This is a genomic window from Streptomyces sp. RKAG337 (assembly GCF_023701715.1).
GTDB lineage: Bacteria > Actinomycetota > Actinomycetes > Streptomycetales > Streptomycetaceae > Actinacidiphila.
In genome coordinates, this window is record NZ_JAJOZA010000001.1 from 1,376,738 (window position 1) to 1,392,157 (window position 15,420).

General features: G+C 72.5%; 14 protein-coding genes. 8 read left to right on the forward strand and 6 right to left on the reverse strand.

Going from position 1 to position 15,420, the window contains the following annotated elements:
* Positions 1-59 precede the first annotated feature (59 nt).
* From LNW73_RS06055 to LNW73_RS06075, 5 genes are all read right to left on the reverse strand, one after another.
* The gene (locus LNW73_RS06055) at positions 60-836 is read right to left on the reverse strand and encodes an ATP-binding cassette domain-containing protein (RefSeq protein WP_250978343.1); all 777 of its coding nucleotides are present in this window, start codon (positions 834-836) and stop codon (positions 60-62) included.
* The gene (locus tag LNW73_RS06060) at positions 833-1,807 is read right to left on the reverse strand and encodes an ABC transporter permease (RefSeq protein WP_250992818.1); all 975 of its coding nucleotides are present in this window, start codon (positions 1,805-1,807) and stop codon (positions 833-835) included. Before LNW73_RS06060 ends, LNW73_RS06055 begins: the two co-directional genes overlap by 4 nt.
* Positions 1,808-1,911: 104 nt before the next feature.
* A complete protein-coding gene (locus LNW73_RS06065; RefSeq protein WP_441349474.1) occupies positions 1,912-2,922 on the reverse strand; it encodes a sugar ABC transporter substrate-binding protein in 1,011 nt (336 codons plus the stop codon).
* A 95-nt stretch (positions 2,923-3,017) separates the two neighbouring features.
* A complete protein-coding gene (locus LNW73_RS06070; protein WP_250978341.1) occupies positions 3,018-4,016 on the reverse strand; it encodes a sugar ABC transporter substrate-binding protein in 999 nt (332 codons plus the stop codon).
* Positions 4,017-4,135: 119 nt separating this feature from the next.
* A complete protein-coding gene (locus tag LNW73_RS06075) occupies positions 4,136-4,918 on the reverse strand; it encodes a GntR family transcriptional regulator (protein WP_374117360.1) in 783 nt (260 codons plus the stop codon).
* Between the two features lie 159 nt (positions 4,919-5,077).
* On the opposite strand from LNW73_RS06075, the gene LNW73_RS06080 reads away from it, so the two are divergent.
* The 8 genes from LNW73_RS06080 (at position 5,078) to LNW73_RS06115 (ending at position 14,006) form a co-directional block, all read left to right on the forward strand.
* Positions 5,078-6,130 (forward strand): Gfo/Idh/MocA family protein, encoded by a 1,053-nt coding sequence (locus tag LNW73_RS06080; RefSeq protein ID WP_250989224.1) that lies wholly within the window; start codon positions 5,078-5,080, stop codon positions 6,128-6,130.
* Positions 6,127-6,975 (forward strand): TIM barrel protein, encoded by an 849-nt coding sequence (locus LNW73_RS06085; RefSeq protein WP_250989225.1) that lies wholly within the window; start codon positions 6,127-6,129, stop codon positions 6,973-6,975. Before LNW73_RS06080 ends, LNW73_RS06085 begins: the two co-directional genes overlap by 4 nt.
* A complete protein-coding gene (gene iolC / locus LNW73_RS06090; protein ID WP_308407641.1) occupies positions 6,972-7,985 on the forward strand; it encodes a 5-dehydro-2-deoxygluconokinase in 1,014 nt (337 codons plus the stop codon). Before LNW73_RS06085 ends, iolC begins: the two co-directional genes overlap by 4 nt.
* Complete coding sequence (locus tag LNW73_RS06095; RefSeq protein ID WP_250989227.1) at positions 7,982-8,968, forward strand: Cgl0159 family (beta/alpha)8-fold protein; 987 nt, start codon at positions 7,982-7,984, stop codon at positions 8,966-8,968. The genes iolC and LNW73_RS06095 overlap by 4 nt, the downstream gene beginning before the upstream one ends.
* Positions 8,965-9,882: a 5-deoxy-glucuronate isomerase gene (gene iolB, locus LNW73_RS06100; protein WP_250989228.1), complete on the forward strand. Its 918-nt coding sequence runs from the start codon at positions 8,965-8,967 to the stop codon at positions 9,880-9,882. The genes LNW73_RS06095 and iolB overlap by 4 nt, the downstream gene beginning before the upstream one ends.
* Entirely contained in the window at positions 9,879-11,750 is a 1,872-nt protein-coding gene (gene iolD, locus LNW73_RS06105) for a 3D-(3,5/4)-trihydroxycyclohexane-1,2-dione acylhydrolase (decyclizing) (protein ID WP_250989229.1), read from the forward strand. Before iolB ends, iolD begins: the two co-directional genes overlap by 4 nt.
* A 55-nt stretch (positions 11,751-11,805) precedes the next feature.
* The gene (locus LNW73_RS06110) at positions 11,806-12,591 is read left to right on the forward strand and encodes an arylamine N-acetyltransferase family protein (RefSeq protein ID WP_250989230.1); all 786 of its coding nucleotides are present in this window, start codon (positions 11,806-11,808) and stop codon (positions 12,589-12,591) included.
* 245 nt (positions 12,592-12,836) lie between these two features.
* Positions 12,837-14,006 carry an amidohydrolase gene (locus tag LNW73_RS06115; protein WP_250978332.1) on the forward strand — a complete coding sequence of 390 codons (1,170 nt, stop codon included), beginning with the start codon at positions 12,837-12,839 and terminating at the stop codon, positions 14,004-14,006.
* A gap of 50 nt (positions 14,007-14,056) precedes the next feature.
* Here LNW73_RS06115 and aroA read toward each other — a convergent pair whose 3' ends face one another.
* Positions 14,057-15,292 (reverse strand): 3-phosphoshikimate 1-carboxyvinyltransferase, encoded by a 1,236-nt coding sequence (gene aroA, locus LNW73_RS06120; protein ID WP_250989231.1) that lies wholly within the window; start codon positions 15,290-15,292, stop codon positions 14,057-14,059.
* Positions 15,293-15,420 lie beyond the last annotated feature (128 nt).

A 15,420-nucleotide genomic window follows, 5' to 3' on the forward strand; every position in this document is an offset into this window, starting at 1 on the left:
GGTGGCTGTCGTGCCGATTGTGCCGCACCGGGGACGTCCCCCGTGCAGCACGGGCTGGGTCAGCCCTCGCGGGCGAGCTCGTGGCTGAGCTGCTCCAGCTCGCTGCCGCCCGCCATCTGGCGGGTCAGCTCTTCCAGCGTAATGCCCGTTTTGGGATAGCTCCCGGCCATCGCGCCGCGCTTCAGCAGGACGAACCGGTCGCCGACGAGGAACGCGTGGTGCGGGTTGTGGGTGATCAGGACCACACCGAGTCCGGCATCGCGCGCCGCGGCGACGTACTTGAGGACGACGCCGGACTGCTTGACGCCGAGCGCCGCCGTCGGCTCGTCGAGGACCAGCACCTTCGCGCCGAAGTAGACCGCGCGGGCGATGGCGACACACTGCCGTTCACCGCCGGACAGGGTACCGATGGGCTGGTCCACGTCGCGCAGGTCGATGCCCATCCGCAGCAGCTCGCCGCGGGTGGTCTCGCGCATCGTCCGCACATCGAGCCGGCGGAGCGGTCCGCGGCCCTTGGTGGGCTCGGAGCCGAGGAAGAAGTTCCGCCACACCGGCATCAGCGGCACCACCGCGAGGTCCTGGTAGACGGTCGCGATGCCGTGGTCGAGGGCCTCGCGCGGCGAGCTGTGCCGCACCGGCTCGCCGTCGACCTCGTAGGTGCCCGCGTCGTGCTGGTGCAGACCCGAGATGATCTTGATGAGGGTGGACTTGCCCGCCCCGTTGTCCCCCAGGACGCAGGTGATCTCACCGGCGTGCACTTCGAGGGAGACCCCTTCCAGGGCCTTGATGTTGCCGTAGTACTTGCTCACGTCGGTGAGCTTCACCAGCGCGCTCATGCGGTCGCCTCCGCCCGCTTGCGGACCCATGCGTTCAGCAGCGTGGCCAGCAGCAGCATGGCCCCGAGGAAGAACTTGAACCAGTCAGGATTCCACTGGGCGTACACGATGCCCTTGCTCGTCATGCCGAAGATGAACGCGCCGACCGCGGAGCCGATCGCCGACCCGTAGCCGCCGGTCATCAGACAGCCGCCGATGACGGCCGCGATGATGTAGAGGAACTCGTTGCCGACGCCCTCGCCCGACTGCACCACGTCGAACGAGAAGAGCAGGTGCTGGCCGGAGATCCAGGCGCAGAACGCGACCGCCATGTACAGGCCGATCTTGGTGCGGGCCACCGGGACGCCGACCGCGCGGGCGGCGTCCGCGCCGCCGCCGGCGGCGAAGATCCAGTTGCCGGCCCGGGTGCGCAGCAGCACCCAGGTGGCGACGGCGACCAGGGCCGCCCACCACAGGATGGTGACCTTCAGATCGATGTCACCGATGGTGAGGTGCGAGGCGAAGAGCACCCGCGCCGAGTCGAACCCCTCCATGTCGGCGATGGACTTGGTGCTGACCGTGCCGCTGATGAGCTTGGTGAAGCCCAGGTTCAGCCCGGTGAGCATCAGAAACGTGCCGAGGGTGATGATGAAGCTGGGCAGCTTGGTGCGGGTCAGCAGGAACCCGTTGAAGAAGCCGATGGCCAGCATGACCAGCAGCGACACCGCGACGCCCGCCCAGACGTTCGCCGTCATCTGGTAGCTGAACATCGAGGCGACCAGCGCGGAGCTGGTGACCATCACACCGGCGGACAGGTCGAACTCGCCGCCGATCATCAGCAGGGCGACGGGCACCGCCATGATGCCGATGGTCGAGGCGGCGTACAGCACGGTCCCGAAGCTGGACCACTGCAGGAACGAGTCGGCGGCGACCGAGAAGAAGATGAAGACGGCCACGGCGCCGACGACCGAGCCCAGCTCGGGGCGGCCCATCAGCCGGCGCGCCAGCGAGCGGTGCACCAGCCGGGTGTCCGCGACCTTGCCGCCGGGGTCGGGACCGTCCTGGCCTGCGGGCTTCTCCAGTGTGGTGGCCGGTGTCATCGCGTCCCCCGTTCGGTGTACTTCGCCAGCGCGGCGGCGTCCTTCTGGGTCAGGATCTGCGGGCCGGTGAGCACCGGCTTCCCGCCGCCCAGGACGTCGGCGTTGTAGCGGTAGAGCCAGATCAGGTCCACGGCCTCGTAGCCCTGCAGATAGGGCTGCTGGTCGACGGCGAAGCCAATCGTGCCGGCGGCCAGCGCCGTGGCGACCTGCGCGTTGAGGTCGAAGGTGTCGACCTCGGCGGGGCTCGACGCCTGCTGCTTGGCCTTGACGGCGGTGGCCGCGAACGGCGCGCCGAGGGTGACGACCGCGTCGATGGACTTGTCGGCCTGGAGCTTGGCCTGGATCGTGGACTGCACGTCGGGCATGTTGGTGCCGTCGACGTAGAGGTTGTCCATCGTCCCGGCGAAGGTCTCCTTCGCCCCGGCGCAGCGCTCCTCGTGGCCGACGTTGCCCTGCTCGTGCAGCACGCAGATGGCGTGCTTCTTCCCGCGCTTGTCCAGCTCGTCGCCGACGGCCTGGCCGGCGATCTTCTCGTCCTGGCCGATGTGGCCGATCGCCCCGAAGGCCTTGGACTGGTCGGAGCCGGAGTTGATGGTGATGACGGGGATGCCGGCCTTCACCGCCTTGGCGACGACGTCCTTCATCGCGTCGGGCTTGGCGAGGGTGACCACCAGGCCGTCGACGTGCTGGTCGATGGCGGCCTGGACGAGCTGCGCCTGCTCGTTCGCCTGGTTGCTGCTGGAGTAGACGAACTTGATGTTGTCCTTGCGGGCGGCCTGCTTGGCGCCGTTCTGGACGATGTCCCAGAAGGTGTCGCCGGCGCCCGAGTGGGTGACCATGGCCACCGTCCATTTGGGCGTGTCGACGCCCGAGCCGCCGCCCGCGGACTGCGCGGCACGTTCCTCGGCGCGCTTGCCGCCGGTGCTGCTGCACCCCGCCAGCGAAGCTCCGAGCACCGCCGCCAGCAGTGCGCCGATCGCGCGCGTCCCCGTCTTAGCCATCGCCACGAAGCCTTGCCCTTCCCTGCGGATCCCGGTGCCGCCGGGGGCTCGATGATCAGCCCCGGCGGCCCAAGTATCTGTCAAGGGGAACGTGGCCGCTGTCATCGGGTACCGCGCTGGGTGTACTTCTCCAGCTGCGGCACGTCCTTGTCGGTGACGAGGGCGGGGCCGGTCAGCACCGGTCGGCCGCCGCCGATGACGTCGCCGTTGGTCTTGTAGAGCCACAGCTCGTCCACCGCGAGGTAGCCCTGGAGGTAGGGCTGCTGGTCGACGGCGAAGCCGACCTCCTTGCTCTTGAGCTGCTTGACCACGGCCGCGTTGAGGTCGAAGGTGTCGACCTCGACCTTGGCCTTGGTCTGCTGGACGGCCTGCACGGAGGTGGCGGCGAAGGGCGCGCCCAGGGTCAGGATGGCGTCGATGGACTTGTCCGCCTGGAGCTTGGAGGTGACGGAGGAGAGCACGTCGGGCATGTTCGTGCCGGTGACGTAGAGCTTCTGCATCGAGCCCTTGAAGGTCTTCGCGGCGCCGTCGCAGCGCTGTTCAAGAGAAACGTTTCCCTGCTCGTGGATGACGCAGAGCGCCTTCTTCAGGCCCCGCTTGGTCATCTCGTCGCCGACCGCCTCGCCGGCCACCGCCTCGTCCTGGCCGATGTGGCTCAGCGCGCCGTAGGCGGCGGAGAACTGCGAGCCGGAGTTGATGCTGATGACGGGGATGCCGGCCTGGACGGCCTTCTGCAGCACCGCCTTGAGCGCGTCGGGCTTGGCCAGCGTCACGATGATGCCGTCGACCTTCTGGTCGATCGCGGTCTGGACGAGCTGGGCCTGCTCGTTCCCCTCCTTGTTGTTGGAGTAGAGGAACTTCACGTTGTCCTTCGCCGCGGCCTGCTTCGCGCCCTTCTGGACGATGTCCCAGAACGTGTCGCCCTCACCCGAATGGGTGACCATGGCGATGGTGAGTTGCGGGGTGCCCGCCCCGTTCACCGCGCCCGTGGCGTCCTTCTCCTCGGTCTTCTTGCCCCCGGAGCTGCTGCATCCGGCGGCGGCGAGCGATATCGCCAGGGCGAGTGCCGCCGCGGACAGAGCCGTACGCCTGCGTGCCATCGTGGGTCCGCCTTTTCCTCCGGCCGCCCGGGTCCGGTCCGGTGTACGGCACGGGGTGGTTTCTAATCGGGGCCGGGGTGCAGCGTCAAGACTTTGTACAGACATTCTTACGTTCTCGGCTAGGTACGGACCAGCAGCCGGAACTCGAACGCGTAGCGCGAAGCCCGGTAGATGTGCGATCCGAACTCCACCGCCCGCCCCTTGGCGTCGTACGTGGTGCGTTGCATCGTCAGCAGCGGAGCGCCCTCCGGCTCGGCCAGCAGCCGGCCCTCCTCGGCGGTCGCGGCCCGCGCGCCGACCGTCTGCTGGGCGCTGTGCAGGGTGATGCCCGCGCCGCGCATCAGCCGGTACAGGCCGGTGGCCTCCAGGTCGGCGGTGCTCAGCGGCAGCAGATCGGGCGGCAGGTGGTTGGTCAGGTGTGCCATGGGCTCGCCGTGGGCCAGCCGCAGCCGCTCCACCACCACAACCTCGCTGCCCTCCGGCACCCCGAGCGCGGCCGCGGCCTGCGGGGAGGCGGGCGCGACGGAGTTGCGCAGCACCCGGGTGGCGGGACGCTGGCCCGCGGCGAGCAGGTCGTCGTAGAGGCTGCTCAGCTCCAGCGGGCGCTTGACCTGGCTGTGCACCACCTGGGTGCCGACCCCGCGGCGGCGCACCATCAGTCCCTTGTCGACGAGGGACTGGATCGCCTGGCGCACGGTGGGCCGGGACAGGCCGAGCCGGCCGGCCAGCTCGATCTCGTTCCCCAGCAGGCTGCCGGGGGCCAGCCCACCGGTCTCGATGGCGCTCTCCAGTTGCTGGGCAAGCTGGAAGTACAGCGGGACCGGGCTCGAGCGGTCGACGCTGAGACGGAGCGGAGCGGGGTCGGGACTGGGCACGATGGGAGCGTATCGGCAGGTTGCCATGACGGGAAGTCCGTATGTCCGGACAAACTATTGACAGGCGGTGACGGCTCGCGGGAGGTTGGTCCCGCAGGGCACGCAAGCCGTATCAGCCGGAGGTGCCGAGTCCGTTTCGGCGGCGGCCTCCGGAAGATCACCTTCCTGGAAGGGGCAGGGCCAGGTATGCGAATGGGACTTCTCGGGGCCGGTCGGATCGGGGCCTTCCACGCCGTAGCGCTACGGGCACATCCGGACGTCGGTGAACTGCTCGTCGCGGACGCCGACCCCGGCCGGGCCGCCGAGGTCGCCGCCCGGACCGGCGCCACCGCCGCGGACTCGGTGGACGCCGTCTTCAGTTCCGGGGTCGACGCGGTGGTGATCGCCTCCGCCACCGCGGCGCACGCCACCCTCATCGAACGGGCCGCACGGGCGGGCCTGCCGGTCTTCTGCGAGAAGCCGATCGCCCTGGACCTGGCCGGCACCGTGGCCGCGCTGCGCTCGGTCGAGGCGGCCGGCACGACGCTGCAGATGGGCTTCCAGCGGCGCTTCGACGCCGGATACCTGGCGGCACGCGAGGCCGTACGGTCCGGCCGGCTCGGACGGCTGCACACCGTGCGGGCCGTCACCTCCGACCCGGCCCCGCCGCCCGCCGACTACATCCCGCTCTCCGGCGGCCTGTACCGCGACTGCCTGATCCACGACTTCGACATCCTGCGCTGGGTCACCGGCCGCGAGATCCTGGAGGTGTACGCGGCCGGCGCCAACGGCGGTGCGGACTTCTTCCGCGCCGCGGGCGACGCCGACACCGCGGCGACCCTGCTCACCCTGGAGGGCGGAGTGCTCGCCACCGCCACCGCGACCCGCTACAACGGCGCCGGCTACGACGTACGGATGGAACTGGCCGGCACCGACGACCAGATCGCCGTCGGTGTGGACGCCCGCACCCCCGTCACCTCCGTCGAGCCCGGCGCCGCGAGCAGCGTCCCCGCTCCGTGGCCCGGCTTCCTGGAGCGCTTCGCCCCCGCCTACCGCGCCGAGCTGGACACCTTCGTCCGGGTGGCCCGCGGCGAGAGCGCCAACCCCTGCCCGGGACGCGAGGCGCTGCGCGCCCTGCTCGTCGCCGAGGCGTGCGAGGTGTCGCGGCGCGAGCGGCGGCCGGTCGCGGTCGCCGAGATCGCGGCCCGCGCCGAACTGCTCGCCGGCACCACGGCACGCACCGCGGAGGTCAGCGCATGAGGCTGGACCGGGTGGCCGCGGCGCCGATCTCCTGGGGCGTGTGCGAAGTGCCGGGCTGGGGACACCAGTTGACGCCCGAACGGGTACTGGGCGAGATGGCGGCGCTCGGGCTGACCGCGACCGAGTTCGGACCCGACGGCTTTCTGCCGGGCCCGCTGCTGGCGGCGCGCGGGATGACGGCCGTCGGCGGCTTCGTCCCGGTCGTGCTGCACGATCCGGCGACCGACCCGCTGCCGGCGGTGCGCACCGCGCTGGACGCCTTCACCGCGGCGGGCGCCGGGACCCTGGTGCTCGCCGCCGCGACCGGCCAGGACGGCTACGACGCCCGCCCCGAGCTGGACGCGCTCGGCTGGAAGACCCTGCTGGCCAACCTCGACCGGATCGCGGCCCTCGCCGCGGCCGCCGGGATCACCGCCGCGCTGCATCCGCACGTCGGCACCATGGTCGAGACCCCCGACGACGTGGACCGGGTGCTGGAAGGCAGCTGGACCGGGCTGTGCCTGGACACCGGGCATCTGCTCGTCGGCGGCACCGACCCGGTGGCGCTCGCCCGCCGGGCGGCCGGCCGGGTGGTGCACGTCCACCTCAAGGACGTGGACGAGGGCGCCGCCGCGGCCGTGCGCGAGGGGCGCACGAGCTACACCGAGGCGGTGGACCGCGACCTCTACCAGCCGCTGGGCCAGGGCGACATCGACGTGGCCGCCCTCATCGGCACGCTGGAGGGCGCGGGGTACCAGGGCTGGTACGTCATGGAGCAGGACGCCGTGCTCACCGCGGAACCGCCGCCCGGCGCCGGCCCCGTCGACGACGTACGGGCCTCGCTGGACTGGCTGGCCGCGCTGTGACCGCCCCGGACGCGTCGGGGGCTCCGTACGACGTGATCACCGTCGGCCGGGTGGGCGTTGACCTGTACCCCGAGCAGACCGGCGTCGGCCTCGCCGACGTCCGCACCTTCGCCAAGTACCTCGGCGGCACCGCGACCAACGTCGCGGTGGCCGCGGCGCGTTACGGGCTGCGGACCGCCGTCCTCACCGGCGTCGGGGACGATCCGTTCGGCGGGTACGTCCGCGGCGCGCTGCGCGGCTTCGGGGTGGACGACGCACTGGTGACGACGGTGCCGGGACTGCAGACCCCCGTCGTGTTCTGCGAGATCTTCCCGCCCGACGACTTCCCGCTCTACTTCTACCGGCGGCCCGTCGCCCCGGATCAGTGCCTGGAGCCGGCGCTGCTGGACCGCGCTGCGATCCGCGACGCGCGGGTGCTGTGGATCACCGGCTCGGCGCTCGCCGTCGAACCGACCCGCTCCACCCTCTTCGCGGCGCTCGAGGAACGGGCGGGCCGCGAGGTGTACTTCGACCTCGACTGGCGGCCCGGCTTCTGGGCCGATCCGGCCGAGGCGCCGGAGCTGTACGCACGGGCCCTGCGCTACGCGACGGTCGCGGTCGGCAACCGCGAGGAAGCGCAGGTCGCGGTGGGCACCGGCGATCCGGACCGGGCCGCGGAACTGCTGCTGGACCGCGGGGTGCGCCTCGCCGTCATCAAACAGGGACCGGACGGGGTGCTGGCCCGCACCGCCGCCGAGAGCGTCTCCTTCCCGCCGGTGCCGGTCGAGGTGGTCAACGGCCTCGGCGCCGGTGACGCCTTCGGCGGCGCCCTGTGCGCCGGCCTGCTGGCCGGCCGGCCGCTGTCCCGTGTGATCAGCACCGCCAACGCGGCGGGCGCGCTGGTCGCCTCGCGGCACGCGTGCGCCGACGCCATGCCGACCCTCTCCGAGGTGGAGGAGCTGCTCGCGCGACAGGCGCGGCGAGCGGCCCCCACGGCCATCGATGCCGAAACGAAGAGGTCCCCCGTATGACCGCGAACTCCCGCCCCGTCCGGCCCTGCGCCCCCGTTCCCGGGACCCAGGCGCTCGCGGCCGCCCGGCGCCCCGCGCCGCTCGCGTCCTCGGTCGACGAGATCACCCGGCTGCGGGCCTCCGCGCCGGACGCGATCCGGCTGGCCTGCGCGCAGCGCACGCCCTTCGATTCGGCCCGGCTGGCCAGCCCGCTGTTCGTGCTGGCCGCCGACCACCCGGCGCGCGGCGCGGTCGCGGCGGGCGGCGACCCGACGGCGATGGGCGACCGGCACGAGCTGCTGGCGCGCTGCGTCGAGGCGCTGGCGCGCCCCGGGGTGGACGGCTTCCTCGGCACCGCCGACCTCGTCGAGGACCTGATGCTGCTCGGCGCCCTCGACGGCAAGCTCGTCCTGGGGTCGATGAACCGCGGCGGGCTGCCCGGCGCCTCCTTCGAGCTCGACGACCGTTTCACCGGCTACGACGCGCCCGGTATCGCCGCGGCCGGCCTGGACGGCGGCAAGGTGCTGCTGCGCATCGACCCGGAGGACCCCGGCACGGCCGACACGCTGGCCGGCTGCTCGCACGCCGTGCACACGCTCGCCGCGCGCCGGCTGCTGGCGCTCGTCGAACCGTTCCGCACCCACCGGGTGGCCGGGCGGGTCGTCAACATCCTGGAGCCCGACGCGCAGATCTACGTCAACAACATCGCCCAGGGCCTGGGCAGCACGTCCGCGTACACCTGGCTGAAGGTCCCGGTCGTCGACGAGATGGAACGCATGATGGCCTCGACGACCCTGCCCACCCTGCTGCTCGGCGGCGAGGGCACCGGCGGACCGGACGAGCGGTACGCGGCCTGGCAGAAGGCGCTGCGGATACCGCAGGTGCGCGGTCTGATCCTCGGCCGCACGATGCTGTTCCCGGACGACGGCGACGTGGCGGCGGCCGTCGACACCGCCGTGTCGCTGGTCGACCGCAGCCCGTCCGCGCCGGAGAGCGCCCGATGACGCCGGGCGGCGGCCCCGCGCGGCTGGCCGGGCACGTGCCGGCCGCGAGCGCCGCCCGCGACGGCTACGACCTGTGGGTGGACCCGGCGGGCGCCGGGTGGGGCTACAGCTCGCTGCGGGTGCTGACGCTGGCGCCCGGCGAAGCGCGCACCCTGGACAGCGGTGACAGCGAGTGGATCGTGCTGCCGCTGGCGGGCGGCTGCTCGGTCGCCGTCGACGACGAGGTCTTCGAACTGCGCGGCAGGCGCGATGTGTTCAGCGGCGTCAGCGACTTCGCGTATGTGCCGCGGGACGCGCGCACGGTGCTCACCAGCCGGGCCGGCGGCCGCTTCGCGCTCACCGGGGCCCGCTGCGAGCGGCGGCTCGCGGCCCGTTACGGGCCCGCCTCCGGCGTGCCGGTGGAGCTGCGCGGCGCGGGCGGCGCGAGCCGTCAGGTCAACAACTTCGCGGCGGCCGGGGTCTTCGCGTGCGACCGGCTCATCGCGGTCGAGGTGCTCACGCCCGGCGGCAACTGGTCGTCCTTCCCGCCGCACAAGCACGACGAGGCGAGCGCCACGGAGTCCGAGCTGGAGGAGATCTACTACTTCGAGCTGGCGGGCGGTCCGGAGGCGATGGGCTACCAGCGGGTCTACCCCTCCGGCGCCGGGCGGACCGACGTGCTCGCCGAAGTGCGCGGCGGCGACGCCGTACTGATCCCCGACGGCTGGCACGGCCCGAGCATGGCCGTCCCCGGCTACGACATGTACTACCTGAACGTGATGGCCGGGCCCGGCGCCGACCGGGCCTGGCTGATCTGTGACGACCCCGCGCACGCCTGGGTGCGCGGCAGCTGGGCCGCACAGTCCGTGGACCCGCGACTGCCGCTGTACACCGCGCATGTGGAGACCGCATCACTGGAGGAACCGCGCCCATGACGACCACCGTCAGGCTCACCGTCGCCCAGGCCCTCGTCCGCTTCCTCACCGTCCAGCACACCGAGCGGGACGGCGTACGCCGCCGGCTGATCGCCGGGACCTGGGGCATCTTCGGCCACGGCAACGTCGCCGGGGTCGGCCAGGCCCTGCTGCAGACCGGCCACGACGTCATGCCGTACTACCAGGGCCGCAACGAGCAGGCGATGGTGCACGCCTCGGTCGGCTTCGCCCGGATGAACAACCGGCTGTCCACGATGGCCTGCACCACCTCCATCGGGCCCGGCGCCACCAACCTCGTCACCGGCGCGGCACTGGCCACCATCAACCGCGTGCCGGTGCTGCTGCTGCCGGGCGACGTGTTCGCGACCCGCCCCGCCGATCCGGTGCTGCAGCAGCTGGAGGTGCCGTGGGCGTACGACATGTCCGTCAACGACACGCTGCGGCCGGTCTCCCGCTACTTCGACCGGATCTGGCGCCCGGAGATGCTCGCACCCTCCCTGCTGCAGGCGATGCGGGTCCTGACCGATCCGGTGGACACCGGGGCGGTCACCCTGGCGCTGCCCCAGGACGTCCAGGCCGAGGCGTACGACTGGCCGGCCGAGCTGTTCGAGCAGCGGATCTGGCACGTACGCCGTCCGCAGCCCGACGCGGCGGCGCTGCAGGAGGCCGCGGAGCTGCTGCGCTCCGCCGAACGCCCGCTGATCGTGGCGGGCGGCGGTGTGATCGGCTCCGAGGCCACCGACGCGCTGCGCGAGTTCGCCGCCGCCACCGGGATCCCGGTGGCCGAGACGCAGGCGGGGAAGGGCGCGCTGCGCTTCGACCACCCGCAGGCGCTCGGCGGGATCGGCCACACCGGCACCGCGCCGGCCAACGCGGCCGCCCGGGAAGCCGATGTCGTCCTCGGCATCGGCACCCGCTGGACGGACTTCACCACCGCGTCGAACTCGCTGTTCGCCCACCCGGACGTACGCTTCGTCAACCTCAACATCACCGCGTTCGACGCGCACAAGATGGCGGGCACCGCCCTGGTCGCCGACGCCCGGTCCGGGATCGAGGCGCTCACCGCCGCTCTCGCCGGCCACCGGGCGGACCTGTCCCGGCACGACCGGGGCGTCGCGGAGTGGCAGCGCGCCACCGACGCCGTCTTCCGGCCGGGCGGCGACGCGGGCGACAGCCTCCCCTCGCAGACCCAGGTGCTGGGCGCCCTGGAGGAGGTGCTCCAGGACCGCGACGTGGTCATCAACGCGGCCGGCTCGCTCCCCGGCGACCTGCACAAGTTCTGGCGGTCCCGGGACCCGAAGCAGTACCACGTCGAATACGGCTACTCCTGCATGGGCTACGAGATCCCCGCCGCGATCGGGGTGAAGCTCGCCGCACCCGACCGCGAGGTGTTCGCCCTCGTCGGGGACGGCACGTATCTGATGCTGCCCACCGAGATCGTCACCGCGGTCCAGGAGGGCGTCAACATCAACCTCGTGATCGTGCAGAACCACGGCTACGCCTCCATCGGCGGACTGTCGGACGCGGTCGGCGCCGAGCGCTACGGCACCGCCTACCGGTTCCGGGCCCCGGACGGCACGTTCACCGGCGATCCGCTCCCCGTCGACCTGGCCGCCAACGCCGCCAGCCTCGGCCTGGACGTACTGACCGCCCGCACCGTCAAGGAGCTGCGCGAGGCGCTGGCCACGGCCCGCGCCTCGGACCGCGCGACGGCCGTGTACGTCGAGACCGGGCCGGGCACGGGCGGCGAACCGGCCTCCGGCGCCTGGTGGGACGTGGCCGTCGCCGAGGTCTCCGACCGGCCGCCGGCCCGCCGGGCGCGCGCGGAGTACGAGCGGGCGAAGCGCGGCCAGCGGCACCACCTGTGACCGGCCGTCCGGGTTCCGTTTGGCGCTCGGCGGAGCACTGAGGCATAACTGCGTCATGGACGCTTCACGGGCCGACGCCTACCTCTCGCGCATCGGGGCCGAGCGCCCCGCGGTCCCCGACGCCGCCGCACTGCGCGAACTGCAGTTTCGCCATCTCCTCGCCGTGCCGTTCGAGAACCTCTCGATCCACCTCGGCGAGGAGATCGTGCTGACGCAGGAGGCGCTCCTCGCCAAGGTCGTCGGGGCCCGGCGAGGCGGTTTCTGCTACGAACTCAACGGTCTGTTCGGTGCGCTGCTGACGGAGCTCGGCTACCCGGTGAGCCTGTTCGCCGCCCGGGTCTTCGGCAAGGACGGCGTCCCCGGGCCGCCCTTCGACCATCTGGCGCTGCGCGTCGAGGCCGCCGGCCCCTGGCTGGTGGACGTCGGCTTCGGCCGGTTCACCCAGCACCCGATCCGGCTGGACCGCCGCGAGGACCAGCCGGACCCCAGCGGTGTCTTCCGTGTCGTCGACGCGCCGGGCGGCGACCTCGACATCCTCAAGGACGGCGTACCCGAGTACCGGCTGGAGCAACGCCCCCGCGAACTCGCCGACTTCGAACCGACCTGCTGGTGGCAGCGCACCTCCCCCGCGTCGCACTTCACCCGGTCGCTGGTCTGCTCGCTGCTCACCCCGACCGGCCGGCTCACCCTCAGCGGCACCTCCCTCATCACCACGGAGGGCGAGGAGCGGCAGGAACGGGAGGTGGCGCGGGACGAACTGCTCGCCGTCTACCGCGACTCCTTCGGCGTCGTCCTCGACCGGCTCCCGGTCCAGCCGGCCGCACCGGAAGAATCGAACTGACGGATGGACGGTCACACCTTCGCGGGATATCCGCCGGCCGATTCACCCGGCGCACCGGCCCCCGCACGGCCCCCACAGCCATCCGGCGGCCCAACGGACCTTTCGCACAGGGGAGTTGCCGGGTGGGTGCACCACACCCGGCGGCCCGGCCGGCTCGCATACGATGACGCCGTCGAGCAGCGGCCGTCCGCGCTACGACCCCCGTCACCGCTGGAAGACTCCTTCACCGCTGGAACTGGATAGTCATGAATCCCGACAGGTTCGACCGCCTGGTGCAGATCCGCCGCCACATCCACGCGCACCCGGAAACGGCGCGCAAGGAGTTCGGCACCACCGCCTTCATCGCCGAGCAGCTCACGGCCGCCGGTCTCGCGCCGCAGGTCTTTCCCGGCGGCACCGGCCTGTACTGCGACATCGGTGACGGCCGCGGCCCGCTCGTGGCGCTGCGCGCCGACATCGACGCGCTGCCCGTCGCGGACGAGAAGGAGGTTCCGTACCGGTCCACCCGGCCCGGGACCTGTCACGCCTGCGGGCACGACGTGCACACCACGATCATGCTCGGGGTGGCGCTGGAGCTCGCCCAGGCGCCCGAAACGATCGAGGGGCGGGCCCGGTTCATCTTCCAGCCCGCCGAGGAGGCCGTACCCAGCGGCGCCCACGACGCCATCGCGGCCGGGGTGCTCAAGGACGTCGCGGTCATCTACGCCCTGCACTGCGATCCCGCGGGCGAGGTGGGCCGGGTCGGGATCCGCACCGGGCCGATCACCTCCAGCCTGACCGCCTTCGACATCCAGATCACCCAGCCGCCGGCCGGCACCGCGCCCGGATCCCATCCCGCGGACCTGGTGATGGTGATGGCCAAGCTCATCACCGACCTGCCGACCGCCCTGCAGAACGCGCTGCCCCCCGGCGCCGCCATGGTGGCCTCGGCGGTGTTCGGGACGGTGAACAGCGTGCCGGGACCCGACGGCCGGCCGGAGCGCGTCACGTCCCTGGGGACGGTGCGGTCGCTGAGCCGCGAGGCATGGGCGGCGGTTCCGGAACTGTTCGAGCGACTGGCCACCGCGATCGTCTCCCCGTACGGGGTGACCTTCAACGCCGACTTCAACCAGGTCGCTCCCGCGGTCACCAACGACCCCGACGCGATGCGGGTGTTCGACGCGGCCGTCACGTCGGCGCTCGAACCCGGTGCGCGCTACGAGACCCCGCAGAGCCTCGGCGGCGAGGACTTCGCCTGGTACCTGGAATCCGTGCCCGGCGGCCTGGCCCGGCTCGGGGTCCGGCCCCGCGGCCGGGCGACCGCCTACGACCTGCACAGCGGCCGGTTCGACGTCGACGAGGAGTGCATCGCCGTCGGCGTGAAACTCATGCGCGAGACGCTGCGGCTGGCGCTGACCGAGTACAGCGCGCGTTGAGCCGCGGGTCCTGCGCGGGTCCTGACTGAGCCCTCGTCCCGGACGAGGGCTCAGACGCCCCAGGCGCGGCGCTGCGCCGCGAACGCCTCGTGGAACTCGGGGAAGGTCTTCTTCACGCATCCCGGGTCGTCGAACGTAACGCCCGGGGTGCGCAGGCCGGCGACGGCGAAGCTCATGGCGATGCGGTGGTCGCCGCGGCAGGCGATCTCGGTGGCGACGGGCGTGCCGGGGTGGATCTCGATCCAGTCGCGTCCGGTCTCGACCCGGATGCCCTGCCGGCGGAGGTTCTCCGCGCACGCGTCCAGCCGGTCGCACTCCTTGACGCGGGTGTTGTAGACGTCCTCGATCCGCACCGGGCCGTCGGCGAACGGCGCGATGGCGGCGAGGGTCGGCATGGTGTCGGAGATGTCGCGCATGTTGACAGTGACCCCGGACAGCCGCCCGGTGCCGGTGACGGTGGTGGCGTCCGCTCCGGTCTGCACCTCCGCGCCCATCCGCCGCAGGATGTCGACGAAGCGCAGATCGCCCTGGAGGGCGTCCGCGCCCAGGCCGGGGACGGTGGCGGAGGCGCCGGACAGCGCGGCGGCGGCGAAGAAGTAGCTGGCGGTGGAGGCGTCGGGCTCGATGTCGTAGTCGGTGGCGCGGTAGCCGCCGGGCGGGACGGTGAGGGTGTCGCCCTCCCGGAGCACCTCGACGCCGAAGCTCCGCATCATCGCCAGGGTGATCTCGACGTACGGGGCGGAGACGAGCCCGGTGACGCGGATCCGCAGGCCCTCGGCCGTGAGCGGGGCGACCAGCAGCATCGCGGTGAGGAACTGGGACGACAGGCTCGCGTCGAGTTCGAGGTCACCGCCCTTGATGCCGCGCGCGGTGACGGTGAGCGGCAGATGGCCCTCCGCCTCCTCGTGCCGCAGGTCGACGCCGAGCCGCCGCAGGGCGTCGGTGAGCGGGGCGACCGGGCGGCGGCGCATCTGGGCGGAGGCGTCGAAGCGGTACGTGCCGTGTCCGGCGGCGGCGAGCGCGGGCAGGAAACGGGCGGCGGTGGCCGCGTCACGGCAGTACACGTCCGCCTGCCCGACGGCCGGGCCGGCGGGCCGGCCCTCGATCCGCCACCGGTCCGGTTCCCGCTCGACCGCGTAGCCCAGCTTCGTCAGCCCCTCGGCGAATCCGTCCGTGTCGTCGGAGAGCAGTGGCCGGCGAAGAGTGGTGGTGCCCTCGGCGGCGGCTGCCAGGAACAGCGCTCTGGCGGTGACCGACTTCGAACCCGGCACGGCGACAACGGACACTTCTGGGCCTCCCGATACGGCTCGGACGCGCGTCAGCGGCGCTGCTGATGCCTTGATCGGGACCGATTCTAGGTCCGCGCCCGCCGCGTGGCGGACCGGTGTCCACCAGGCGGCGGCTCGCCGCGGTC

Bases quoted from the DNA above. Each gene is read 5' to 3' on its own strand.
- LNW73_RS06055 (WP_250978343.1), bottom strand. From the start codon at position 836: ATGAGCGCGCTGGTGAAGCTCACCGACGTGAGCAAGTACTACGGCAAC.
- LNW73_RS06070 (WP_250978341.1), bottom strand. From the start codon at position 4,016: ATGGCACGCAGGCGTACGGCTCTGTCCGCGGCGGCACTCGCCCTGGCG.
- LNW73_RS06115 (WP_250978332.1), top strand. From the start codon at position 12,837: ATGAATCCCGACAGGTTCGACCGCCTGGTGCAGATCCGCCGCCACATC.
- LNW73_RS06080 (WP_250989224.1), top strand. From the start codon at position 5,078: ATGCGAATGGGACTTCTCGGGGCCGGTCGGATCGGGGCCTTCCACGCC.
- LNW73_RS06095 (WP_250989227.1), top strand. From the start codon at position 7,982: ATGACCGCGAACTCCCGCCCCGTCCGGCCCTGCGCCCCCGTTCCCGGG.
- LNW73_RS06075 (WP_374117360.1), bottom strand. From the start codon at position 4,918: ATGGCAACCTGCCGATACGCTCCCATCGTGCCCAGTCCCGACCCCGCT.
- iolB (WP_250989228.1), top strand. From the start codon at position 8,965: ATGACGCCGGGCGGCGGCCCCGCGCGGCTGGCCGGGCACGTGCCGGCC.
- iolD (WP_250989229.1), top strand. From the start codon at position 9,879: ATGACGACCACCGTCAGGCTCACCGTCGCCCAGGCCCTCGTCCGCTTC.
- LNW73_RS06060 (WP_250992818.1), bottom strand. From the start codon at position 1,807: ATGGGCCGCCCCGAGCTGGGCTCGGTCGTCGGCGCCGTGGCCGTCTTC.
- LNW73_RS06110 (WP_250989230.1), top strand. From the start codon at position 11,806: ATGGACGCTTCACGGGCCGACGCCTACCTCTCGCGCATCGGGGCCGAG.
- LNW73_RS06085 (WP_250989225.1), top strand. From the start codon at position 6,127: ATGAGGCTGGACCGGGTGGCCGCGGCGCCGATCTCCTGGGGCGTGTGC.